General features: G+C 65.8%; 20 protein-coding genes and 1 tRNA gene. 4 read left to right on the top strand and 17 right to left on the bottom strand.

The features are described 5' to 3' along the window. Window positions 1-97 precede the first annotated feature (97 nt). From H7F35_RS06355 to H7F35_RS06325, 7 genes are all read right to left on the bottom strand, one after another. The gene (locus H7F35_RS06355; protein ID WP_187112084.1) at window positions 98-1,522 is read right to left on the bottom strand and encodes an amidase; all 1,425 of its coding nucleotides are present in this window, start codon (window positions 1,520-1,522) and stop codon (window positions 98-100) included. Further along, window positions 1,519-3,006: an ABC transporter substrate-binding protein gene (locus tag H7F35_RS06350; RefSeq protein WP_187112083.1), complete on the bottom strand. Its 1,488-nt coding sequence runs from the start codon at window positions 3,004-3,006 to the stop codon at window positions 1,519-1,521. The genes H7F35_RS06355 and H7F35_RS06350 overlap by 4 nt, the downstream gene beginning before the upstream one ends. Window positions 3,007-3,234: 228 nt before the next feature. Then, on the bottom strand, window positions 3,235-4,728 hold the full coding sequence (locus tag H7F35_RS06345) for an ABC transporter substrate-binding protein (RefSeq protein ID WP_187112082.1): 1,494 nt from the start codon (window positions 4,726-4,728) through the stop codon (window positions 3,235-3,237). Between the two features lie 416 nt (window positions 4,729-5,144). Further along, complete coding sequence (locus tag H7F35_RS06340) at window positions 5,145-5,975, bottom strand: ATP-binding cassette domain-containing protein (protein ID WP_187112081.1); 831 nt, start codon at window positions 5,973-5,975, stop codon at window positions 5,145-5,147. Continuing rightward, window positions 5,972-6,964, bottom strand: a complete 993-nt coding sequence (locus H7F35_RS06335) for an ABC transporter ATP-binding protein (RefSeq protein WP_187112080.1) — start codon at window positions 6,962-6,964, stop codon at window positions 5,972-5,974. The genes H7F35_RS06340 and H7F35_RS06335 overlap by 4 nt, the downstream gene beginning before the upstream one ends. 5 nt (window positions 6,965-6,969) lie before the next feature. Next, window positions 6,970-7,845, bottom strand: a complete 876-nt coding sequence (locus H7F35_RS06330) for an ABC transporter permease (RefSeq protein WP_187112079.1) — start codon at window positions 7,843-7,845, stop codon at window positions 6,970-6,972. Continuing rightward, window positions 7,842-8,792: an ABC transporter permease gene (locus H7F35_RS06325; RefSeq protein WP_187112078.1), complete on the bottom strand. Its 951-nt coding sequence runs from the start codon at window positions 8,790-8,792 to the stop codon at window positions 7,842-7,844. Before H7F35_RS06325 ends, H7F35_RS06330 begins: the two co-directional genes overlap by 4 nt. Before the next feature lie 145 nt (window positions 8,793-8,937). On the opposite strand from H7F35_RS06325, the gene H7F35_RS06320 reads away from it, so the two are divergent. Further along, window positions 8,938-9,213: a YfhL family 4Fe-4S dicluster ferredoxin gene (locus H7F35_RS06320; protein ID WP_187112077.1), complete on the top strand. Its 276-nt coding sequence runs from the start codon at window positions 8,938-8,940 to the stop codon at window positions 9,211-9,213. Here H7F35_RS06320 and H7F35_RS06315 read toward each other — a convergent pair. The 8 genes from H7F35_RS06315 to H7F35_RS06280 form a co-directional block, all read right to left on the bottom strand. Further along, window positions 9,199-9,549, bottom strand: coding sequence for a hypothetical protein (locus H7F35_RS06315; protein WP_261803542.1), 351 nt, complete (start codon window positions 9,547-9,549; stop codon window positions 9,199-9,201). The two genes, H7F35_RS06320 and H7F35_RS06315, sit on opposite strands and share 15 nt — an antisense overlap. A gap of 180 nt (window positions 9,550-9,729) precedes the next feature. Beyond that, the gene (gene pth, locus H7F35_RS06310; protein ID WP_187112076.1) at window positions 9,730-10,362 is read right to left on the bottom strand and encodes an aminoacyl-tRNA hydrolase; all 633 of its coding nucleotides are present in this window, start codon (window positions 10,360-10,362) and stop codon (window positions 9,730-9,732) included. An 84-nt stretch (window positions 10,363-10,446) separates the two neighbouring features. Then, window positions 10,447-11,127, bottom strand: a complete 681-nt coding sequence (locus H7F35_RS06305; RefSeq protein ID WP_187112075.1) for a 50S ribosomal protein L25/general stress protein Ctc — start codon at window positions 11,125-11,127, stop codon at window positions 10,447-10,449. Window positions 11,128-11,223: 96 nt separating this feature from the next. Continuing rightward, entirely contained in the window at window positions 11,224-12,198 is a 975-nt protein-coding gene (locus H7F35_RS06300; protein ID WP_093132507.1) for a ribose-phosphate pyrophosphokinase, read from the bottom strand. A 140-nt stretch (window positions 12,199-12,338) separates the two neighbouring features. Further along, window positions 12,339-12,415, bottom strand: a tRNA-Gln gene (locus tag H7F35_RS06295). A 70-nt stretch (window positions 12,416-12,485) separates the two neighbouring features. After that, entirely contained in the window at window positions 12,486-13,376 is an 891-nt protein-coding gene (gene ispE / locus H7F35_RS06290; protein ID WP_187112074.1) for a 4-(cytidine 5'-diphospho)-2-C-methyl-D-erythritol kinase, read from the bottom strand. Then, window positions 13,373-13,750, bottom strand: a complete 378-nt coding sequence (locus tag H7F35_RS06285) for a lipoprotein insertase outer membrane protein LolB (protein WP_261803541.1) — start codon at window positions 13,748-13,750, stop codon at window positions 13,373-13,375. Before H7F35_RS06285 ends, ispE begins: the two co-directional genes overlap by 4 nt. 137 nt (window positions 13,751-13,887) lie before the next feature. Beyond that, window positions 13,888-15,738 carry a tetratricopeptide repeat protein gene (locus tag H7F35_RS06280; RefSeq protein ID WP_187112072.1) on the bottom strand — a complete coding sequence of 617 codons (1,851 nt, stop codon included), beginning with the start codon at window positions 15,736-15,738 and terminating at the stop codon, window positions 13,888-13,890. Between the two features lie 81 nt (window positions 15,739-15,819). Between H7F35_RS06280 and mutM the strand changes: the two genes are divergently transcribed. The 3 genes from mutM (at window position 15,820) to mutY (ending at window position 19,760) form a co-directional block, all read left to right on the top strand. Further along, window positions 15,820-16,632: a bifunctional DNA-formamidopyrimidine glycosylase/DNA-(apurinic or apyrimidinic site) lyase gene (gene mutM, locus H7F35_RS06275; RefSeq protein ID WP_187112071.1), complete on the top strand. Its 813-nt coding sequence runs from the start codon at window positions 15,820-15,822 to the stop codon at window positions 16,630-16,632. 88 nt (window positions 16,633-16,720) lie between these two features. Beyond that, complete coding sequence (locus H7F35_RS06270) at window positions 16,721-18,685, top strand: dynamin family protein (RefSeq protein ID WP_187112070.1); 1,965 nt, start codon at window positions 16,721-16,723, stop codon at window positions 18,683-18,685. A gap of 37 nt (window positions 18,686-18,722) precedes the next feature. Next, window positions 18,723-19,760 (top strand): A/G-specific adenine glycosylase, encoded by a 1,038-nt coding sequence (gene mutY / locus H7F35_RS06265; protein WP_187114171.1) that lies wholly within the window; start codon window positions 18,723-18,725, stop codon window positions 19,758-19,760. 3 nt (window positions 19,761-19,763) lie between these two features. On the opposite strand, the gene rapZ is transcribed toward mutY, so the two are convergent. Next, window positions 19,764-20,639 (bottom strand): RNase adapter RapZ, encoded by an 876-nt coding sequence (gene rapZ, locus H7F35_RS06260; RefSeq protein ID WP_187112069.1) that lies wholly within the window; start codon window positions 20,637-20,639, stop codon window positions 19,764-19,766. Further along, a complete protein-coding gene (gene recN, locus H7F35_RS06255) occupies window positions 20,636-22,318 on the bottom strand; it encodes a DNA repair protein RecN (RefSeq protein WP_187112068.1) in 1,683 nt (560 codons plus the stop codon). The genes rapZ and recN overlap by 4 nt, the downstream gene beginning before the upstream one ends.

Here is a 22,318-nt window from a genome sequence, read left to right as displayed (position 1 = left end):
CACCCGGTGTCATTCGCACAGGGACACGCTGCTGGTGATCGCCGATCAACGACTGCTCTGAGCACCGTGTCGGCGTGAGCGACGCCCTGAATGCCCCTCAGCGTCCAGGCACCACCGGCCAGGGCCTTTGCAATTCACGGATCTGCTCGAACGCACGCGACACGCGCAACACGCCCAGGTCATCAAAGCGCTGTCCCGCGATCTGCAGGCCGATGGGCAGTCCGCCCGCCGAGTACCCGCAATTGACCGAAGCAGCTGGTTGCTCGGACATGTTGAACGGCACGGTGAACCCGATGTGCTCCAGCGGCCGCAGCGGATCGTTGGTCGGCGAAGGTGCCTCTGCTGCAGCAGGCATGTTCGGCGACACCGGCGAGATCACGTAGTCGAAGCGCGAGCATGCCTGCACCGTCGCCACGCGCGTCGCATGGAACTGGCTGAAGCCGCGGAACACATGCTCGCCGCTGAACTCGGCCGCGCTCTCCGCCCACTCGCGGATGTAGGGCAGTACCTTGGCGCGCTGGTCGGGGCGCAGGGCCTTCAAGTCCACCAGCGAGCGCATGCGCCACAGGTGGTCCATGCCGTCGAGCATGGCTTGCGACATGAAGGGCTGCATGGTCTCGACGATGGCGCCGGCCTTTTCAAACAGGCGAGCCGCATGTTCGACCGCCGTCTGTATCTCGGGCTCGACCGCAAGGCCGCAACCCGCATCGAGCAGCAATCCGATGCGCAGGCCGCGCAGATGGTCGGGCGACACATCGAAGCCGGCCCAGTCGATGGCTTCTGCAGGCAGGCTCATGCTGTCCCGCGCATCGGGCCTGGCCAGCGCCTGCATCATCAGCGCGGCATCGCCCACGCTGCGCGTCATCGGCCCCGCCGCGCGGCCCATGTAGGGCGGGTCGATCGGAATGCGCCCCAGGCTCGGCTTGAGCGTGAAGATGCCGCACCAACTGGCGGGCAACCTCAGCGAGCCACCGATGTCGGTGCCCAGGTGCAGCGGGCCGTAGCCTGCCGCGGCCGCCGCACCGGCGCCCGCGCTGGAGCCGCCCGGCGTTCGGCTCAGGTCCCACGGATTGCGCGCCAGCGTGTGAAAGCTCGACAGGCCCGAGGACAACATGCCGTAGTCGGGCATGGTGGTCTTGCTCACGATCACCGCGCCGGCTTCCTTCAGGCGCGCGGCCGGCGGTGCGTCGGCTGCCGCCGGCTTCAGGTCGACGGCGGCCGTGCCGGCAGGCAGCGGGTCGCCGCGCGTGGCGATGTTTTCCTTGATGGTGGTCGGCACGCCGTCGAGCGGGCCGAGTGCATCGCCTCGCTGCCAGCGCGCCTCAGACGCGCGTGCCTGTGCGAGCGCCGCCTCGGGCCGAAAGAGCCAGGTGGCCTGTAGGTGCGGCTCCCAGCGTTCGATCTGCGCGATCACGGCCTGCGTGACCTCGACCGGCGAGAGTTTCTTGTCGCGGTAGGCGGTGGCGAGTTCCTGCGCGGACAGGTCACTCAGCAAAGGTGCATCGGACACTGTGTCGCTCATCCCCAGGACAGTGCCGACAGGTCGTTCACGAAGATCGGGTTCTCTTTCCAGAGGCCCTTGACGTTCTTCTTTGCGATGGTCGGGAACTGCGGCTGGTACAGGAAGCCGTTGGCCGCATCGGTGGCCAGCATCTTCTGCGCGTCGCCCAGCAGCTTGTTGCGTTCGGCGGCGTTGCCGGTGGACTTGATCTTGTCGAACAGCGTGTTGAAGGGCTTCGACTGGTAGCCCCAGTAGTAGTCCGACTTGGCGTAGTTGCCGAGGTCGAAGGGCTCGACGTGCGAAATGATCGACAGGTCATAGTCCTTGTTGCCGTAGGTGCCGCTGAGCCATTGCGCCCACTCGACGTTCTGCACCTTCACGACGATGCCGATCTTGGCAAGCTCGGCCACGATCACCTCGCCGCCCTGGCGCGCGTAAGGCGGTGGTGGCAGCGTCATCGTGAGTTCGAGCGGCGTCTTCACGCCGGCTTCGGCGAGCAGCTTCTTGGCCTTCTCGATGTCGAACGGATTGATGCCGGTGGTGTCGACATAGCCCGCCGCACCCGGCACGTAGTGGCTGCCGATGGGCACGCCGAAGCCGTCGGCCGCGCCTTCGATCACGGCCTTGCGGTCGATGGCTGCGAGGATGGCGCGGCGTACGCGCACATCGTCCAGCGGCTTCTTGCGGTTGTTGATCGACAGGATGGTCTTGGCGCGCGAGCCGGCCAGGATGACCTGGAACTGCGGGTTCATCTTGAACTGCGGCACCACGCGCGTGCCGATGCGCGTGAACACATCGACGTCGCCCGCCATCAGCGCGGCGGCCTGCGCGGCCGTGTCGGAGATGAAGCGGAAGGTGACCTTGTTGATCTTGGCGGTGGTGGGGCTGCGGAAGCCGTCCCACTTGCTCAGCGTGAGCGACGAGCCCTTGGCCCAGCTGTCCAGCTTGTAAGGGCCGGTGCCGATCGGCTTGTTGGCGTTGGTCTCGGCGCTCTTGGGTTCGACGATCACGGCCGTGGCCTGGCCCAGCACGAAGGGCAGGTCGGGGTCGATCTCCTTGTTGATGACGACGACCGTGTAGTCGTCGATCACCTGGGTGGCGAGGTTTGCGAAGGTGCGCTTGTCCTTGTTGGTGCTCTTTTCGCCGCCGGCGCGGTCGAACGAGAACTTGACGGCCGCAGCGTTGAACGGCTCGCCGTTCTGGTACTTCACGCCGCGCTTGAGCTTGAAGGTGTAGGTCTTGAGGTCGGGCGAGATTTCCCAGCTCTCGGCCAGCAGCGGGGTGACGCTGCCGTCGGCGTTGATCTTGGTGAGCGTCTCCAGGATGTTGTATTGCACGACTTCGGCAATCGCGGCCGCTGCGCCGGTGGTCGGATCGAGCCCCGGCGGTTCGAGCGCCATGCCGATCACGATGGCGTCCTTCCTGCCCTGCGCCATGCCGGCGAGCGGGGTGGCCAGCGCAACGGTGGCGCCAGCGGTGGTGAGGAGGGTGCGGCGGTTCAACATACGTGTGATCTCCGGAAAAACAAGCCAGGGTCGAATGACTGCTTCGGCGTGCGCCATGCCCCGAAGGGAGGCGCGACGCCGCGAAAGAACAGACACGCAGCACGAAAGATGCCACGTGCGCAACGGGTCATTCTCTCGCAGCAGGCATGTCGGCGTGTGCTCGCGAAGGCGGTTTTTCCTCGGGACGTTCCCGTAGGTGCGACCCGGGTTGAGCCCTGCCGGACCCCGTCAGACCCAGGACAGCGCGGCGATGTCGTTCACGAAGATCGGCGTGTCTTTCCAGAGGCCGCGCAGGTTGCGTGCCGCCACCGTGATGAACTGCGGCTGGAACAGGAAGACGTTGGCCGCGTCCTCGGCCAGGATGCGCTGCGCATCGCCGAGGTAGCGCAGGCGGTCTGCGCTGCGCGCGCTGTTGCGTGCCTTGTTGAACGCGTCGTTGAACTTCGCCGACTGGTAGCCCCAGTAGTACTCGGGCTTGGTGTAGTTCACGAGGTCGAAGGGCTCAACGTGCAGGATCAGCGAGAGATCGTAGTTCTTGTTGCCGTAGGTGCCGCTCATCCATTGCGCCCATTCGACGTTCTGGATCTTCGCGACGATGCCGACCTTGGCCAGCTGCGCGGCGATGAGTTCGCCGCCTTGCCGTGCATAAGGCGGAGGCGGCAGCACGAGCTCGAGTTCAAGCGGTGTCTTCACGCCGGCCTCGGCCAGCAACTGCTTGGCTTTCTCGACGTTGTAGGCGTTGATGCCGGTGGTGTCGATGTAGCCTGGCGCGCCCGGCACGTAGTGGCTGCCGATGGCCACGCCACGGCCGTCCATGGCGGCTTCGATCACGGCCTTGCGGTCGATGGCCGCGGAGATGGCGCGGCGCACGCGCACGTCGTCGAGCGGCTTGCGCTTGTTGTTGATCGCGAGGATGGCTTTGCCGCGCGAGGCGTTGAACACCACCTGGAAGCGCTTGTCGTTCTCGAACTGCGCAAGGCTCCGCGAGACCGAGGCATGCGGGAAGAGGTCGATGTCGCCCGACAGCAGCGCGGTGGTCTGCGCAGCCGGCTCCGAGATGAAGCGGAAGCTGGCCTTGCGAATCCGCACGGCCTCGGCATTGCGAAAGCCGTCCCACTTGGCAAGCACGATGCCCGAGCCCTTGGCCCAGCTGTCGAGCCGGTAGGGGCCGGTGCCGACCGGCTTGGTGGCGTTGGTCTCGACCGTCTTGGGGTCGACCAGGATGGCCGAGGACTGGCCGAGCAGGAACAGCAGGTCGGGCTCGATCTCCTTGTTGATCAGCACCACCGTGTGCTCGTCGACCACCTGCGTCGCGAGGTTGGTGAAGGTGCGCTTGTCCTTGTTGGTGCTGTCGGGTGCGGCCGCGCGGTCGAACGAGAACTTGACGTTGCTGGCGCTGAACGGCTCGCCGTTCTGGAACTTCACGCCGCGTTTGAGCTTGAAGGTGTAGGTCTTGAGGTCGGGCGAGATTTCCCAGCTCTCGGCCAGCAGCGGCGTGACGCTGCCGTCGGAGTTGATCTTGGTGAGTGTCTCGAAGACGTTGTAGAGCACCACTTCGGAGATTTCGGCGCCGGCCTTGGCGGTGGGGTCGAGGCCGGTGGGCTCCAGCGTGAGGCCCAGTATCAGCGCGTCCTTTTTTCTTTGTGCCAGCGCCAGGGTGGGCAGCACCAGCGGTGTCAGGGCGGCGGCGCTGGTGGCGAGCAGGGTGCGTCGTTTGAGCATGAAGCGGTGTTCTCTGAACTGGGGGCAAGCATCATCCGCGAGGCGAGGCCTTTTGTGCAACCAGATGCTTATGACGTACTCATCCTTGGTGCTGTTCGCTCATGCGGTTCATTCGGGGCGAGTGCGAATGACACCGGGAGCTCCCCTCCGCGAATGTCCCCCGCTTCGCTCCTCCTTTATTTCGCTGCGGGGAGCACCCGGTGTCATTCGCACAGGACACGCTGCTGGCGATCCTGCGCTCAACCACCGCTCTGTCCAACGCTCGCGTCGATACGGGGCTCTTTTTCGCGAAATAAAGGAGGAGCGAAGCGGGGGACATTCGCGAAAAAGAGCACCGTGTCGGCGTGAGCGTCGCCCTGAACAGCAGCGCCCGAATCACTCCACGCGACAGGTGGCCCCGAAAATCCGGTTCGCTTTCAAACCGGCAACAGCGTGCCACCAATGGGCGTGCGCGGCACCGCATCGAGCAGCGTGCGCGTGTACGGATGCTGCGCGTGGCGGAACAGCTCGCCGGGCGGACCCTGCTCGACGATCTTGCCCTGCCACACCACGCACACGTCGTCGCACAGGTGGTTGACCACCGCGAGGTCGTGGCTGATGAGCAGGTAGCTGATGCCGAACTGCTGCTGCAGGTCCTGCATGAGATTGAGCACCTGGGCCTGCACCGACACGTCGAGCGCGCTCACAGGTTCGTCAGCCACGATGAGTTTGGGCCGCGTGATCAGTGCACGTGCGATGGCGATGCGCTGGCGTTGGCCACCCGAGAACTCGTGCGGGTACTTGTCCATGTCGGTGGTGCGCAGGCCCACGGCGGCGAGTGCTTCGGCGGCGCGTTCGCGTTGCACGGCGCGGCTGGTTTCGGCCAGCGCTTCGAGTGGCTCGGCCACGATGCGCGCGACGGTCTGCCGCGGATCGAGCGAACCGTACGGGTCTTGAAAGACCATCTGGAAGTCGCGCCGCGCAGTGCGCAGCTCGGCCTTGGGCAGCGTGTGCAGGTTGCGGCCTTCGAGGGAGACGGTGCCCGAGGTCGGCGTGTCGAGCGCCATCACGAGGCGCGCGATGGTCGACTTGCCGGAACCCGATTCGCCGACGATGCCCAGGCTCTTGCCGGCCTCGACCTTGAAGCTCACGCCGTTGAGTGCCTTCACGGTCGGCGGTGGGCCGAAGAGTTTCTCGCGCGGCATCGCATAGTGCCGCACGAGATCTGTGACAGCCAGCAAGGGCACGGAAGAAATGGGCTCGCTCATGGTGCGACGGTGAGGCCTTCGGCCGCGATTTCTTCAAGACGGATGCAGCGCACCGCATGGTCCTGCGGCAGCATCGTGGCCGGCGGCCGTGTGGTCTGGCAGGCGTCGATGGTGTAGCTGCAGCGGCCCGCGAAGGGGCAGCCCGGTGGCAGGTCGACCAGCTCGGGCACGCTGCCTCTGATGGTGGCAAGGCGCACGCCACGCGGTGCGCCGATGGCGGGGCGTGCGGCGAACAGGCCCTGGGTGTAGGGATGCGCGCGGCGCGCGAACACCACCTCGGTCGGCCCGCTCTCGACCACGCTGCCGCCGTACATCACGAGCATCTTCGAGACGGTCTGCGCGATCACGCCGAGATCGTGCGAAATCAGGATCAGTGCCATGCCGCGCTCGGCCACGAGGCTCTGGATGAGTTCGAGGATCTGCTTCTGGATGGTCACGTCGAGCGCGGTTGTCGGCTCGTCGGCGATCAGCAGGTCGGGGCCGCAGGCCAGGGCCATCGCGATGCCGATGCGCTGGCGCTGGCCGCCCGAGAACTGGTGCGGATAGGCATCCAGGCGCGAAGCCGCATCGGGGATGCCCACGCGGTCTAGCAGCGCGAGAACTTCCTTGCGTGCTTCTGCTTTCGACAGGCCGCGGTGCAGCCGCAGCGGCTCGCCGACCTGGCGTGCGATGGTGTGCACCGGGTTCAGCGCCGTCATCGGCTCCTGGAAGATCATGCCAATGCGGTTGCCGCGAATCTGGCACATGGATTTTTCATCGCGGCCGACAAGCTCGGTGTCGTCGAACCTGATGCTGCCCGTGACATCCGCGGTCGATGGCAGCAGGCCCATCAGCGACATCACGGTGATCGACTTGCCACAGCCCGATTCGCCGACGATGCCCAGCGTTTCGCCACGCTCCAGCGAGAACGAAACGCCGCGCACGGCCTGCGCCGGGCCTCGCTGCGTCTGCAGGCCGATATGGAGGTTGTTGACTTCGAGGAGGGGCATGGCGCTTAGCGGGCGCGGGCGAGGCGAGGATCGAGTAAATCGCGCAAGCCGTCGCCCAGCAGGTTCAGGCCCAGCACGGCCATCGCGATGGCCATGCCCGGGAACACGGCGAGCAGGGGCGCCTGGAACATCATGGTCTGTGCTTCGCTGAGCATGCGGCCCCACGAAGGCTGCGGTGGCTGCGTGCCCAGACCCAGGTAGGACAGGGCAGCTTCGGCCAGGATCGCAATGGCGAAGCGGATCGTGATCTGCACGATCAGCACCGCCGAGATGTTCGGCAGCACGTGCTGCATCGTGATCGAGAACGGGCCCTTGCCGCAGGCGCGCGCGGCGGCCACGTACTCGCGCGACCAGATCGCATTGGCTGAAGCGCGCGTGATGCGCGCGAAGGTCGGGATGTTGTAGATGCCGATCGCAACGATGGCATTCACGATGCCAGCGCCGAACACGGCAGTCATCATGATGGCCGACAGGATCGCGGGGAAGGCGAGCGTGAAGTCGGTCAACCGCATGATGGCTTCTTCGATCCAGCCGCGTTTGGCGGCGGCCAGCAGGCCCAGCGCGGTACCGACGACGAGGCCGATGCCGACCGCGATCACTCCGACAAGAATCGATGCGCGTGCGCCCACGAGCAGCAGCGAGGCGACGTCGCGCCCGTAGGTGTCGGTGCCCAGCCAGTGCGAGCCGGTTGGCGGCTTCAGCTTGTTGGCCATGTCCATGTCGTAGGGCGACCACGGCGTCCAGACCAGCGAGACGGCTGCTGCAAGCAGCAGGAGCAGCGTCAGCACGCCGCCGATGACGAAGCTGCGGTGCTGCAATGCGCGGCGCCAGAAGCCCGGCACCTTGAGCGCGGCGGCGCTCGGGACTGTCGCGCTGCTCATATGTCGCTCGCCTTGATGCGCGGATCGATCACTGCGTAGAGCACATCGACCACGAAGTTCACGATAACCACGAGCGCTGCAAGCAGCATCACGCAGTTGCGCACCACGATCAGGTCGCGGTTGCTGATGGCCTGGAAGATCAAGCGGCCCAGGCCCGGCAGGTAGAACACGTTTTCCACCACGATGGTGCCGGCCAGCAGCTCGGAGAACTGCATGCCCATGACCGTGATGACGGGGATCATCGCGTTGCGCAGCACGTGGGTCCACAGCACCATGCGCTGCGACACACCTTTGGCGCGCGCGGTGCGCACGAAGTCTTCGCGCATCACTTCGAGCACCGCAGAGCGCGTGATGCGCGCGAGGATCGCGGCCTGCACCACGGCCAGCGAGAGTGCAGGCAGCAGGAGCGACTTGAGACCCGCGAAGAAGCCTTCGCCCCAGCCCTCGAAGCCGCCTGCGGAGAACCACTGCAGTTGCACCGAGAACACGAGGATCAGAAGAATCGCGAACCAGAAATTGGGAATGGCGATGCCCACTTGGGCCATGCTCATCAGGCCGACGTCACCGAGCTTGTTGTGGCGGGCGGCGGCAGTCACGCCCACCAACAGCGCGATCACGACGGTGATGGCCATTGCCAGCAGCGCGAGCGGCACAGTGAGCGCGAGCCGCTCGAGGATCAGGTCGAGCACCGGCGAGCTGTAGGCGTAGCTGTCGCCAAGGTTGCCGGTCAGCATGCCGCCGATCCAGTGCCAGTAACGCGTCCAGGCGGGTTGGTCGAGGCCGAGCTTGGTGGCGAGCGCGGCCACGGCTTCGGGCGAGGCATCAGGGCCCATGAGCATCTGCGCGGCATTGCCGGGCAGGATCTCCAGGACAAGGAAAACGATGACAGAGGCGCCGATCAGCGTGCCGATCAGCGTGGCGAGGCGCTTGAATAAAAACAGACTCATGGGGCGGGGCGCAGCATAACTGACTCCTGCAACAAGCGTGCCGCTTGTGAGACCTTTGTCACTAACTTGCATGCCGCCCTGACGCTGCTGGGGGCTCCGTGCGGCCCGACCCGGCCCGGTCACCCGACCCGTCGATAATCGGGGCATGGCCCTCATGATCACCGACGAATGCATCAACTGTGATGTCTGCGAGCCCGAGTGCCCGAACGATGCGATCTACATGGGCGCCGATTTCTATGAAATCGATCCGCACAAGTGCACCGAGTGCGTGGGCCACTTCGATGAGCCCCAGTGCGTGCAGATCTGCCCGGTGGCCTGCATTCCCCTGAATCCCGAGCACGTGGAAAGCCGCGAGACGTTGATGCAGAAGTACCAGCGTCTCACGGCGATCAAGGTGACGACGGCCTCAGCCGGCGTCTGAGCCGGCGGACTTCGGCTTCTTTTTCTTCTTGCGCTGCGGCGCATCGCCGGCCGCCTTTGTACTTGGCGTGCTGCTGCTGAAACTCATGCTGGACTTGCGCGGCTCGCTGGCCATCTTGCTCGCGTGCTCCCGCGATTTCTGCTCGGCCAGGGCCAGACGTCTTTCAGCCATGGCTGCGCCTCTCGCTTCCCGCGCGGCCTGGCGGTCCCTGTCGTGGGCCGCTTTCTCCTGGGACAACCGGCTGCGTTCCAACTGATCGGCCTGGGTTCTGGCGCTGCGTGTGCCGGCATCGGCAGCCCGGCGGTCCTGGTCGCTGCGGTTGTCATCCACCTTCACCGTCTTGCCGCCTTCGCAGGGGCGATCGGAATAGGTGTTGCCGCATCGCCATGTCTGCGCGGAAACATCCAGGGAATAAGCACAGGATGCTATTGAAAATATAGCGACCCAGACATTCCCCGCTCTTGCTCTTCTCTTTCTCATTTTTATTTCTCTCCCTCCCTGCGCTCCCGTTGCCGGCTAGGTGGCGGCAGGCGTGCCCCCTTCGCCGGGCTCCCGCCGCGGCGGTTTGGGCCGCGGCGGTTTGCTCGTGTGAATGACCAAGGTCGCTTTCTCCATCTCGCCGGCCACGAGCGCGGGCGCTGCGTGCAGCGTGCGGACGATGGCGTCCTCGATCGCTTCGCGTTGTTCCTTCAGCGGTTTCTTGAGCACCCAGTTGACGACCTCCGACTTCACGCCCGGATGCCCGATGCCCAGGCGCAGCCGCCAGTAGTCGCCGGTGCCAAGCTGTGCGTGGATGTCGCGCAGGCCGTTGTGTCCCGCGTGGCTGCCGCCGAACTTGAGCTTGGCCTGGCCGGGCACCACGTCGAGCTCGTCGTGCACCACGAGGATTTCTTCGGGCGCGATCTTGAAGAAGCGCGCGAGCGCCGCCACCGACTTGCCTGACAGGTTCATGAAGGTCTGCGGCTCCAGCAGCCAGATGCTCTGGCCGCCGATGTTGGCGCGTGCCGCAAGGCCGTGGTAGCCGCGCTCGGGCACGAGGTTGAGTTTCCAGTCGCGCGCAAGGGCGTCGATCCACCAGAAGCCCGCGTTGTGCCGCGTGGCTTCGTACTCAGGCCCCGGGTTTCCGAGGCCGACGAAAAGCTTGATCATGGCCGGGATTATCCCGCCGCCAAAAAGCAAAAGGCCCGCACGGGGCGGGCCTTTTGGCTCATTCGCGAGCTTGCGAAGAAGAGATTACTTCTTGGCAGCGGGCGTCTTGGCTGCAGGGGTCTTGGCTGCGGGCTTGCCGCCCTTGCCAGCCGGTGCTGCGGCAGCTGCGTCGGCAGCGCCTTCGACGGGTGCGTCGACTTCTTCAGCCGCCGGCGACACGGCCGAAGCCAGCACCGGATTGACCTTGCCGTGGCTGACCCACTTCACGCCCTTGGGCAGCTTGATGTCCTTCAGCGTGACGGTGCCGTTCTTCTTCAGGCCCGACAGGTCGACTTCGATGAATTCCGGCAGGTCGGTCGGCAGGCAGTTCAGTTCGAGTTCGGTCGTCACGTGATTGACCAGGTTCAGGTCGATCTTGACGGCGTCGGATTCTTCTTCGCCCTTGAAGTGCAGCGGCACCTTCAGGGTCATGCGGGTCTTGGCATCGACGCGTTGGAAGTCGATGTGTTGCACCAGCTGGCGGAACGGGTGGTACTGAACGTCACGCAGCAGAACCTTGCTGGTGGTGTCGCCGAGTTCCATTTCGAGCACGGTCGAATGGAAGGCTTCCTTCTTCAGGGCGTGCCACAGCGCGTTGTGATCGATCTCGATCAGTTGCGGCTGGGTGTCACCACCGTAGACGATGCCAGGGGTCTTGCCCGAGATGCGGAGACGGCGGCTCGCACCCGTGCCCTGCTTTGCGCGCTCAAAAGCGACGAATTTCATAGTTAGCTCCTGTGAGAGTCCACCGCGACCAGTGAGACTCCGGTTCAACAAGGGCTCCTGCCCCGAAAGGGGAGAGGAGCCCGCTTTTTGCTCAGATCAGAACAGGTTGTCCTGGTCCGAGAACAAACTCATCACCGACTCGCCCTTGGCAATGCGCTGGATCGTTTCGGCGATCAGCGGTGCCACGGAGAGCTGGCGGATCTTTCCGCAGCCCAGGGCCGCATCGGAAAGAGGAATGGTGTTGGTCACGACCACTTCGTCGAGGGCCGAGCCCTGCGTGATGCGCTCGATGGCCGGGCCCGAGAAGATCGGGTGCGTGCAGTAGGCGTAGACGCTCTTGGCGCCGCGCTCTTTCAGCACTTCGGCCGCTTTGACCAGCGTGCCGGCCGTGTCGATCATGTCGTCCATGATCACGCAGTTGCGGCCGTCGATCTCGCCGATCACGTTCATGACTTCGCTGACGTTGGCCTTCGGACGGCGCTTGTCGATGATGGCGAGGTCGCAGTTCAGTTGCTTGGCCAGCGCACGGGCGCGAACCACGCCGCCGACGTCGGGCGAGACCACGATCAGGTCTTCGTAGTTCTTGGCGCGCAGATCGCCCAGCAGCACTGGCGACGCGTAGATGTTGTCGACCGGAATGTCGAAGAAACCCTGGATCTGGTCGGCGTGAAGGTCCATCGTGAGCACACGCTCGACGCCGACGGTTTCCAGCAGGTTGGCCACGACCTTGGCCGAGATCGGCACGCGGCTCGAACGCGGGCGGCGGTCCTGGCGGGCATAGCCGAAATAGGGAATCACGGCGCTGATCCGCTCGGCCGAAGCACGCTTGAGCGCATCGACCATGATCAGCAGTTCCATCAGGTTTTCGTTGGTCGGTGCGCAGGTCGACTGCACCACGAACACATCGCGCGCCCGGACGTTCTGGTTGATCTCGACGGTGACTTCGCCATCGGAGAAGCGACCGACGCGTGCGGCGCCCAGCGAGGTGCCGAGGTTGTGCGCGATTTCCGCGGCAAGGCCTGGATTGGCGTTGCCGGTGAAAACCATGAAATCAGGGTGATTAGCCTGCATGAGCGCGTCCCGGCAGTGCGAATTGGCTGAGGAAGCCGCCAAAAGGTTTGTGATGCGTGGCGGCCGGTGAGCCGCCGATTATTGCAGCGGGTGGGCTGCAAAAGAAGACTGCGGCCGTCGGGCCGCAGTCTTTGAAGATTTGGCAGGGGAGAAAGGATTCGAACCTTTGCATGCTGGAATCAAAATCCAGTGCCTTAACCAGCTTGGCGACTCCCCTACACGGGTCGATGGTTTTCACCACCAACCGATATATGTCGCGTCGAACCGAACAAACGGTCCGACTATCTTCAGGTTGCCCACCCCCAGAGAGGATGAACAGCCAAATTGCTGCATTGACGAACCTGCCAGCCTTCGGGGGCTTCGAGCAGTTCCGCGTCTTGCGGCGCTTGCGGCATCTTTGCGAACACTGAACTTCCGGAGCCGGTCATCCGGGCTTTCAATCCTTGGGCGCCGAGCCATTCGATGGCCTCGGTGACCGCGGGGCAAAGCCGCTGAGCAACCGGCTGCAGGTCGTTTCGACCGAAGTCGCCGAAGTCGAAAACCTGGTTTCCCAAGTTTGGAGCTTCAAGCTGTTCGCTATCTGCAGCAAAGCCCGAGATTATAGCAACAGGAGTTGCACGTTCAAGATCGGGCGCAGAAAAAATTAATCGGGTATCGAGTCCTTCGGGCGGCTTGACCACCGCGAAGTGCGCGGGAGGGAGTGTAACCGGACGAATTTCCTCGCCGATGCCTTCGACCCATGCATTGCGGCCTGCAAGGAAGAAAGGCACGTCGGCGCCCAGCTTCAGTCCGATGTGCGCCAGGCGCGCAAGGGGCAGGTTCAGGCCCCACAAGCGGTTCAGCGCCAGCAGGCAAGTAGCGGCGTCCGAAGAACCACCGCCCATGCCTGCTTGCGCCGGCACATGCTTGGCGACCGAGATGTGGGCGCCCTGGCCGGGTGCGGCGAACACCTGCAGCGCACGCGCGGCGCGCAGGATCAGGTCGTCGGCCGGCAACTCGGTCGTCAGGTCTTCGCGGCTCAGTTGGCCATCGCGACGAAGCTCGACATGCAGCGTGTCGCACCAGTCGATCAGCATGAAGACCGATTGCAGCAGGTGGTAGCCGTCGTCGCGCCGGCCGGTGATATGCAGGAAGAGGTTGAGCTTGGCCGGCGCGGGAAGGTCGTAGATCGCCTTCATGACCGCTCGAACACGATGCGCAGGTCGGCCCTGGGGCCGGGTGATTCACGCACGGCTTGCAGGCGCCCGCTGCCGAGCTGCGCCAGGTCGGGTTTCCAGCCGGGCACGGGCTCGTTGCGGCCTTCCAGCCATCCGAACAGCGCGCCGACCGGAATGGCGGCGCCAGTGGCTGCTTCGACAAGGGCATCGACGGAGTCGAAGCGCCGTGTGTTGTTGCCGTCCTTGAGCAGGGCTTCGCCCGGCGTCCAGTGCAGTTGCGCCAACGTGCTGCCGATGGGCGTCGTGAGCGTGAGATCGCCTGCTTCGGCCGAGCCGCGCAACTCGAACAGCGCGGCGAAGGTCTGCGCCGGTTCGCTCTCGATACGCAGCGACATGCGGCCGCTCCAGCTGTCCGAAGTTTTCGGCCCCGACGAGCCGCCCGACAGCTGGGCGCAACCGGCCATCAAAAGAAGAGCCGCTGCGCCCATGGACAGAACGGCACGACGGCCGTTCAGCGCCCCGTCAGCGCAGGTCATGGCTTGACCCGCAAGCGCTTGAGCGTTTCCTGCAGCGTCTCGTTCTCGGCGTCACTCAGCAGGGCTTCTTTCCAGATCGTGACCGCGCGGTCCTTCTGGCCAGTGCTCCACAGGACTTCGCCGAAATGCGCGCCGATCTCGGGGTCGGGGCGCGTCTTGTAGGCGGCCTCCAGGATGCGGATGGCCTCGGTCGTGTTGCCGAGCCGGAACTCGACCCAGCCCAGGCTGTCGGCGATGAACGGGTCTTCAGGCGCCAGTTGCACCGCCTTCTGGATCAGCGTGCGTGCTTCGTCGAGCCGGATCTTGCGATCGGCGAACGAATAGCCCAGCGCGTTGTACGCATTCTGGTTGTCGGGCTTGAGCTGCATCAGCCGGCGCAGCAACCGTTCCATGTCGTCGAGGCGGTTGAGCTTCTCTGCAATCATGGCCTGGTCGTAGACCAGATCGCCGTCATCCGGCGTGGCTGTGGAGGCCTGGGCCAGCATGTCGTAGGCGGCCTGGTATTGCTTCGCGTCGCGCAGCAACTGCACTTCGGCGAGGAACTTCTGCTTCTTGTCGTCGGGCGTGCGCTCGGGCAGGTTGCGAATGACTTCGCGTGCCTGCGCCAGCTTGCCCTGGCGTGCCAGCAGGCCTGCGCGGCGGCTCTGTGCGGCCACCAGTTCGTCGGGGCCGTCGACACGGGCCAGCCAGCGCTCGGCGGCCGTGAAATCCTTGCGCCGTTCCGCCAGTTGCGCGAGGGCGAGGTAGGCCTGCGATACGCCGCGCTTGCGTTCGGCGGCATCGGCCGCATCCTTGCCCTGGCTGCCCGACAGGTCGACGAAGCGCTTGATCGAGGTTTCGGCCGCTGCGTCTTGTTTAGCCTGCATCTGCAGGCTGCCGAGCAGCAGCCACGGCTCGGCGAGTTCGGGCCGCGACGAGGTCACTGCCTGGAGTTGCGTGGTGGCGTCGCCAAAGCGCCGGTTCTCGACCAGCACGCGGGCGTAGGCAATGCGCAGGTCGGGCGTGGCCTTGGGGTTGTTGCTCAGGTAGCGCGTCACGATCGGCTCGGCGAGCGGCTGGCCGGGATCGATCATTTCGAGCGCCAGCGCAGCCGGCGCGTCGGATGCCGGATCGATGTCCTGGCCCTTGCGCGCCGCGTCCAGCGCGCCGGAGGCATCGCCCGCGTTGAGGCGCAGGCGGCCGACAGTGGCCCATGCCAGTCCGCCCGAAGTGGGGCTCTTGAGCTCGTCGACCAAGGCTTGTTCGACCACCGAGGCGGCCTGCTTCTTGTCCGCGGCGCGAGAGTAGTTGCGCGCGATCACCGCCATCAGCAGCGGGCGCTCGATCTGCGAGGTGGCTGCCACTTCGGCGCGCAGGGGCTCGACCGTTTCGCTGATGCGGTTCAGCGCGATCAGGATCTGCAGTTCGATGCGGCGGGCATCGCGCGAAGTGGGCAGCGCTTCTTGCCACGCGCGGGCCGCGGCGAGCGCTGCGTCGCCGGAGCGCGACTGCAGCGCGATCTCGACGGCGCGCTGGAACAGCTTGCCGTCGCGCAACCGCCGGGCGGCGTCGAGTACCAGCGCGTAGCCGGAACCCGGGTCGCCGGAACGGGCCGTCATCTCGCCCATCAGGATTTCGTAGAACAGGTCGGCCGTCAGTGCCGATGGCTGAGGAATGGGGTCGCTGGCCTGCTTGCTTGCCGCCGGCCTGGGTCGGGCGGCCGGCTTCGGCGGCGCGGAGCGTTCGATGACCGGCGTCGGGCTACCGGCAGCGGCAGGATCTGAAGAAGATTGCGCGTGAGCCGCGCAGGCCAGAAGAGCAAGAGACGCGGCCGCCGCAAGGCGGTGTCGGCGGGGCGATAGATTCATCTGGCCATAATAATCCAGCCATTTGAACGAGCGCCGCGTGGGGCTTCGTCAACGTCGCAGATTGCCGGAGCTTTACTTTTCATGCCTGAGTTACCCGAAGTCGAAGTCACCCGGCGCGGCATTGCCGACCGCATTGCCGGCGCCCGCATCGACGCCGTGCGCGTCGGCAAACCCTTGCGCTGGGCGCTGATGGTGTTGCCTGAAACGCTAGTCGGACGGCGGGTGCTCCAGGTGCGGCGTCGCGGCAAATACCTGCTGATCGATCTCGATCGCGGCATCCTGCTGCTGCACTTGGGCATGTCGGGCAGCCTGCGTTTCGACGCGGTGTTGCCGCCGCCCGGCGCGCACGATCACTTCGACCTGGTCACCGACCGCGGCACCTTGCGCCTGAACGATCCACGCCGCTTCGGCGCCGTGGTCTATGTGGACCATGAAGAGGCTCCCTGGGCCATCAAGCTGCTCGGCGGCCTGGGCATGGAGCCGCTGGGCGACGACTTCGACCTCGATGCGTTCCATGCCGGCCTCAAGAAACGCAAGGCGGCCATCAAGCTGGTGCTGCTGGCCGGCGACGTGGTGGTGGGCGTGGGCAATATCTATGCGTCCGAGGCGCTGTTCCAGGCCGGCATCCGGCCGACGCTCTCGGCCGCGCGCATCACCCGGCCGCGGGCCGCCAAGCTGCACGCGGCGGTGCGCGAAATACTGGCCCGCGCGGTGGAGAAGGGCGGCAGCACATTGCGCGACTTCTCGAACGTGGACGGGCAGGGCGGCTATTTCCAGTTGGAAGCGACTGTTTACGGCCGGGCTGGCGAGCCTTGTCGGGTTTGTGCAACGCCGATCCGCCTGCTGCGCCAGGGGCAGCGCTCCACCTACTACTGCCCCAATTGTCAGAAGTAACCGTCGGGCACCCTCGACGGATACCCCGCAAACGGTTGCGGCACGACGTGCGATGCTATATTTGTAAATTGTTTCTTACATATTTCCCTTGAGCCGCTCCTTCAACCAACAACTCGATCAGCACGGTGCCTGGCGGAGCAATTTCGCGCACCGGCTGCAGTGGCTGTCCCGCTGGCTGACCGAGAACGAGCTGCTCGACCAGTCCGTGGCCGAGCGCTTGCGCGGGCTCGAGACGCAGATCCGCACCAGCAAGGTCATGGTCGCGTTCGTGGCCGAGTTCTCGCGCGGCAAGTCGGAGCTGATCAACGCGATCTTTTTCGCCGGCTACGGGCGGCGCATCATGCCCGCCAGCGCGGGCCGGACCACGATGTGCCCGACCGAGCTGGGCTACGACGCCGCGCTGGCGCCCAAGCTGCGCCTGCTGCCGATCGAAACCCGCCTGGAGCCCCACTCGCTGGCCCACTGGCGTGAAAAGTCCACGCGCTGGACCGAAATCGCCATCGACGTCGGCAACGCCGAGCAACTGGCGCAGGCGATGAGCAAGGTGGCCGAGGTGCTGTGGGTCGAGAAGGAAGAAGCGCGAACCCTGGGCTTCTGGAACGACGACACGCCCGACGACAACCCGGTGCAGAACGCCGAAGGCCGCGTCGAAATTCCGCGCTGGCGCCATGCCGTGCTGAACATGCCCCATCCGCTGCTGGAACAGGGGCTGGTGATTCTCGACACTCCCGGCCTGAATGCGATCGGCGCCGAACCCGAACTGACGGTGAGCCTGATTCCGCAAGCGCACGCCGTCGTCTTCATCCTCGGCGCCGAAACCGGCGTGACGCGCTCCGATCTGTCGATCTGGCGCGAGCACCTGATCACCGAGGACGAAGGCAACAACACGCGCTTCGTGGTGCTCAACAAGATCGACACCATGTGGGACACGCTGAGCACGCCCGCACAGATCGAGCAGCAGATCGAACGCCAGCGCGACAGCGCGGCCCGCTTGCTCGAAGTGCCGCTCGCGCAGGTGCTGCCGGTTTCCGCGCAAAAGGGGCTGCAGGCCAAGATCCAGCGCGACGGCCCCTTGCTCGAAGCCAGCCGGTTGCTGGCGCTCGAAGCCCTGCTGGGCGAAGGCGTGCTCGGCAAGCGCGAGACCATGTTGCGGCTCGCCGTCGACGCCGGCATGACCGCGTTGCGCGCCGAGGCCGAACGCATCCTGAAGGTGCGCCAGCGCGACCTGTCCGAGCAGGCGCTCGAACTGCAGGGGTTGCGCGGCAAGAACGTTTCGGTGATCCGGCACATGCGCGCGCGCATCGACCAGGAACACGCAGAGTTCGAGGGCAGCAACACCCGCATCCTGGCGCTGCGCTCGGTGCAGGGCAAGCTGCTGCGCGAGGTGTACGCGGTGCTCGGCCGTACCGCGCTCAAGGCCGACATGGTGCGGTTATCGACTGCGCTCAAGCGTCCCGGCGTCAAGTTCAACGTCCGCAAGGTGTATGCGGAGACTTTCGATTCGCTGCGCAACAACCTGCGCGAAGTGCAGGCGACCACGGCCGAGATCCAGTCGATGCTGCACGCCACCTTCCGCCAGCTCAATGCCGAGCAGGGCTTCACCCTGCAGGCGCCGGCCGAGCCCGACCTGACGGGTTTCGAGCAGGAGCTCAGCCAGATCGAACGCAGCCACATCCACTACCTGGGCGTGGGCAACTTGCTGAAGCTCGCGCAGGCCGATTTTTGCGACAAGCTGGTTCGCGCGCTGGCCAGCCGGCTGCGGTTGGTCAACGAAGCCGCCATGACGGAAGTCGAGCGCTGGAGCAAGGGCGCGAGCGCGCAGATCGATGCGCAGCTCAAGGAGCGCCGCCGCAACTTCAGCAAGCGCATCGAGGCGATCGAGCGCATCCAAAGTGCCGCAGGCAATCTGGACGAGCGGCTGGTTGAACTCGCCGCACAGGAAAGCAACCTGGCCGAGCTTCATCACCGCCTGCGCGATTTCACGTCGCTGATCACGCAGCAGGGAAAGCCGCAGCCTGGCGCGGCCGCTGCCGGCGAGTTGCGTGCGGCTTGAGCGTTCCGCCCCCGCGGCGGCTGTCACTTCTTCGAAACTGCCTCCGGACTTCGCGGCGCAGATCGTGAGCTGGCAGCGCAGTCATGGGCGCAGCGAGCTGCCGTGGCAGAACACCCGCGACCCGTATCGCGTGTGGCTGTCGGAGGTGATGCTCCAGCAGACGCAGGTCTCGACGGTGCTCGGCTACTTCGCGCGTTTTCTCGAGCGCTTTCCTGATGTGAAGGCGCTCGCTGCAGGCACGGAAGACGAGGTGTTCGGTCTCTGGAGCGGCTTGGGCTACTACAGCCGCGCGCGCAACATGCACCGGTGTGCGCAGGACATCGTCGCCCGATTCGGTGGCGAGTTTCCGCGCACCGCCGCTGATTTGGTGACCTTGCCCGGCATCGGCCGCTCCACCGCCGCCGCAATTGCCGCCTTCTGCTTCGGCGAGCGGGTCGCGATCCTCGACGGCAATGTGAAGCGCGTGCTGACGCGCGTGCTCGGCTTCGGCGGCGACATGTCTTCATCGGCCCAGGAGCGCGCGCTGTGGGACCTGGCGACGCAACTGCTCCCGCCCGCCGAACAGCGTGAGGCGATCGCGCACTACACGCAGGGGCTGATGGACCTGGGTGCCACGGTCTGCCTGCCGCGCAAGCCGAGCTGCATGATCTGCCCGGTCGACAAGACCTGCGTGGGTTTGCGTGAAGGCGGGCCGGAGCGCTATCCCGTCAAGACCCGCAAGCTCAAGCGCAGTGCCCAGTCGCTCTGGGTGCTGGTCGCCCGCGATGAAGAAGGCCGTGTGTGGCTTGAGAAGCGGCCGTCGAAGGGCATCTGGGCGGGTCTGTATTGCCTGCCGGTGTTCGACAGCCGCGACGATCTGCTTGCAGCACTGCCGCCCGCCGCGCAGCGTGGCGCACAGGATCTGCCGGCCTTCGTGCACGTGCTGACCCACAAAGACCTGCACATGCATCCCGTGCTGCTGCAGGGCAGTCAGCCGCAAGGCGAGGCCGCACGCTGGGTCGATGCCGAGGAATGGGCCCGCTTGGGCTTGCCTGCGCCGGTGCGCAAGCTGCTGGAGAGCAGCAGCGCTGTCTGACGGCTAGCTTGCGTCGAGTTCGCGATGGCGCTTGAGTGCGCCCCAGCGTGCGCCGAAAGAACGCGCCAGTTGCTCGACCAGGAACACCGAACGATGCTGCCCCCCGGTGCAGCCGATAGCCACCGTGACGTAGCTGCGATGGTCGCGCGCCAGCGCATCGAGCCAGTGGGACAGGAACTGCTCGATGTCGTCGTACATGCGTGCCACGTCGTCGTGCTCGCGCAGCCATTCGATCACCGGCTCGTCGCGGCCCGTGAGCGGACGCAGCGCGGGCACGTAGTGCGGGTTGGGCAGCATGCGCACGTCGAACACATAGTCCGCGTCGAGCGGCACGCCACGCTTGAAGGCGAATGACTCGAACACCAGCGTCAACGCGCTTTGCGGCGCAGAGATCAAGGCCTTGATGTAGCTCTGCAATTGGGCCGGCCGTATCAGGCTGGTGTCGATCACGTCGGCACCGTCACGCAGGTCACCCAGCAGCTCGCGTTCGAGCTCGATGGCCTGCGTGAGCACGCGATGCTGGTCGGGCACGTCGGTGCGGCCTTCCTGGCGCGAAAGCGGGTGACGGCGGCGGGTTTCCGAGTAGCGGCGCAGCAGGGCGTCGGTGGTTGCATCAAGGAACAGCGAACGCAGCGAGATGCCATCGCGCCGCAGCGCTTCGAGCTGCTGCGGAACGATCGGCAGCGACACGCCGCTGCGCACGTCCATCGCAATGGCCACGCGCGTGGCCTGCTGCTCGTGCTGCAACGCGATGAAGGATGTCAGCAGCTCGGGCGGCAGGTTGTCGACGCAGTAATAGCCCGCGTCTTCCAGCGCATGCAGGGCCACCGACTTGCCGGAGCCGGACATGCCGGTGATGAGTACGAGGTCGAGGTTCATGGCGCGGTCGCCGAAGTCTTGTGGCCGAGCATTTCGCGTGCATGCGCGAGCGAGGTCTGCGAGACCTTTTCGCCACCCAGCATGCGGGCAATCTCCTTGGCGCGGTTGTCGTTGTCGAGCCGCGAAACGCCGCTCTCGGTACGCGGGCCGTCCTTGCCGGCCGCGGCCGTCTGGCGCTTGGCCACCACGAGGTGATGGTCGGCGCAGGCGGCCACTTGGGGCAGGTGAGTCACGGCGAGCACCTGCCGGTCGCGGCCCAGTTGCTTCATCAGGCGGCCCACGGTTTCAGCCACGGCCCCGCCGACGCCGGCATCGACCTCGTCGAAGATCAGTGTCTGCGCGGCGCCGAGCTGGCTGGTCGTCACGGCGATGGCCAGTGCGATGCGCGAAAGCTCACCACCCGATGCCACCTTGCCGATGGCGCGCGGCGTGCTGCCGGTGTGGCCGGCCACGAGAAAGGCCACGTCTTCCAGGCCGGCGCGGCCGGGCTGCGCCAGCGGCTGCAGCTCGACCTCGAAGCACCCGCCCTGCATGCCAAGGCCTTGCATGGCCTGCGTGACAGCCTGGGCCAGACGCGGAGCCGCCTGCTTGCGGGCCTTGCCGAGCGCCTTGGCCTCTTTCATATAAGCCTGTTGGGCGTTCTGCTCGATGCGCTCCAGGCCTTCGAGATCGCTTTGCGCGTCGAGCGCCTGCAGTTCGGACTGCCAACCGGCCAGCAGCATCGGCAGCTCGGCCGGCGTGCGCTTGTAGCGACGCGCGAGCGACATCCACAGGCCCATGCGTGCGTCCAGCTCGGCCAGGCTCTGTGGATCGGCTTCGGCATTGCGCAGGTAGCCGTGCAGCGAATGGGCGGCGTCCGACGCTTGCGCCACGCAGGAGGCAAGCACCTCGCCCAGCGATCGGAATTCGGGCTCGATGTGCTCGCAGTTCTGCAGCAGCGTGGCCGCGCGCGTGAGCGCGGACAGCGCGCCGTTGTCGTCGTCTTCCAGCGCCTGGCCGGCGCCTTGCGCGGCGTCGATCAGGGCCTGTGCGTTCGAGATGCGCGAGTGGTTGGTCGAGAGTTCTTCCCACTCGTCGACACCTGGCGCCAGCTTTGCGACTTCGGCAATCTGCCATTGAAGCCGCTCGCGTTCGCGTTGCAGCGAGTCTTGTGCCGAGCGCGCGTGTTCCAGCGCGGAGAGCGCCTGCCGCCAGCCGTGCCAGGCGGCATCGAGCGCGTCGGTGCGAATGCCCGCATAGGCATCGAGCAGGCCGCGCACGGCCTCGGGCCGCGTCAGGCTTTGCCAGGCGTGCTGGCCGTGGATGTCGAGCAGGCGGTCGCCAAGCTCGCGCAGTTGCGTGGCTGTGGCCGGGCTGCCGTTGATCCAGCCGCGGCTGCGGCCCTGCAGGTCGACGGTGCGGCGCAGCAGCAGCGCGTCGCCGGCTTCGAAGCCGCCTTCGTCAAGCCAGGTGGCAAGGGCCGGGTCTGCGTCGAATTCGGCGCTCACGTCGAGCCGTTCGGCGCCTTCGCGCACCGCGCCTGCGTCGGCGCGGTTGCCCAGCGCCAGTTGCAGCGCATCGATCAGGATGGATTTGCCGGCGCCGGTTTCTCCGGTCAATACCGTGAAGCCGGCGGACAGGTCGAGTTCAAGTGATCGCACGATCACGAAGTCGCGCAGTGCGATGCGTCGCAGCGCCAT

The organism is Variovorax sp. PAMC26660 (genome assembly GCF_014302995.1).
Taxonomy (GTDB): domain Bacteria; phylum Pseudomonadota; class Gammaproteobacteria; order Burkholderiales; family Burkholderiaceae_C; genus Variovorax.
This window is presented reverse-complemented; position numbering and strand designations above follow the sequence as displayed.

Excerpts from the sequence above, each read along its gene's own strand:
- H7F35_RS06355 (WP_187112084.1), bottom strand. The coding sequence starts at position 1,522 with ATGAGCGACACAGTGTCCGATGCACCTTTGCTGAGTGACCTGTCCGCG.
- H7F35_RS06350 (WP_187112083.1), bottom strand. The coding sequence starts at position 3,006 with ATGTTGAACCGCCGCACCCTCCTCACCACCGCTGGCGCCACCGTTGCG.
- H7F35_RS06345 (WP_187112082.1), bottom strand. The coding sequence starts at position 4,728 with ATGCTCAAACGACGCACCCTGCTCGCCACCAGCGCCGCCGCCCTGACA.
- H7F35_RS06340 (WP_187112081.1), bottom strand. The coding sequence starts at position 5,975 with ATGAGCGAGCCCATTTCTTCCGTGCCCTTGCTGGCTGTCACAGATCTC.
- H7F35_RS06335 (WP_187112080.1), bottom strand. The coding sequence starts at position 6,964 with ATGCCCCTCCTCGAAGTCAACAACCTCCATATCGGCCTGCAGACGCAG.
- H7F35_RS06330 (WP_187112079.1), bottom strand. The coding sequence starts at position 7,845 with ATGAGCAGCGCGACAGTCCCGAGCGCCGCCGCGCTCAAGGTGCCGGGC.
- H7F35_RS06325 (WP_187112078.1), bottom strand. The coding sequence starts at position 8,792 with ATGAGTCTGTTTTTATTCAAGCGCCTCGCCACGCTGATCGGCACGCTG.
- H7F35_RS06320 (WP_187112077.1), top strand. The coding sequence starts at position 8,938 with ATGGCCCTCATGATCACCGACGAATGCATCAACTGTGATGTCTGCGAG.
- pth (WP_187112076.1), bottom strand. The coding sequence starts at position 10,362 with ATGATCAAGCTTTTCGTCGGCCTCGGAAACCCGGGGCCTGAGTACGAA.
- H7F35_RS06305 (WP_187112075.1), bottom strand. The coding sequence starts at position 11,127 with ATGAAATTCGTCGCTTTTGAGCGCGCAAAGCAGGGCACGGGTGCGAGC.
- H7F35_RS06300 (WP_093132507.1), bottom strand. The coding sequence starts at position 12,198 with ATGCAGGCTAATCACCCTGATTTCATGGTTTTCACCGGCAACGCCAAT.
- ispE (WP_187112074.1), bottom strand. The coding sequence starts at position 13,376 with ATGAAGGCGATCTACGACCTTCCCGCGCCGGCCAAGCTCAACCTCTTC.
- H7F35_RS06285 (WP_261803541.1), bottom strand. The coding sequence starts at position 13,750 with ATGTCGCTGCGTATCGAGAGCGAACCGGCGCAGACCTTCGCCGCGCTG.
- H7F35_RS06280 (WP_187112072.1), bottom strand. The coding sequence starts at position 15,738 with ATGAATCTATCGCCCCGCCGACACCGCCTTGCGGCGGCCGCGTCTCTT.
- mutM (WP_187112071.1), top strand. The coding sequence starts at position 15,820 with ATGCCTGAGTTACCCGAAGTCGAAGTCACCCGGCGCGGCATTGCCGAC.
- rapZ (WP_187112069.1), bottom strand. The coding sequence starts at position 20,639 with ATGAACCTCGACCTCGTACTCATCACCGGCATGTCCGGCTCCGGCAAG.
- recN (WP_187112068.1), bottom strand. The coding sequence starts at position 22,318 with ATGGCGCTGCGACGCATCGCACTGCGCGACTTCGTGATCGTGCGATCA.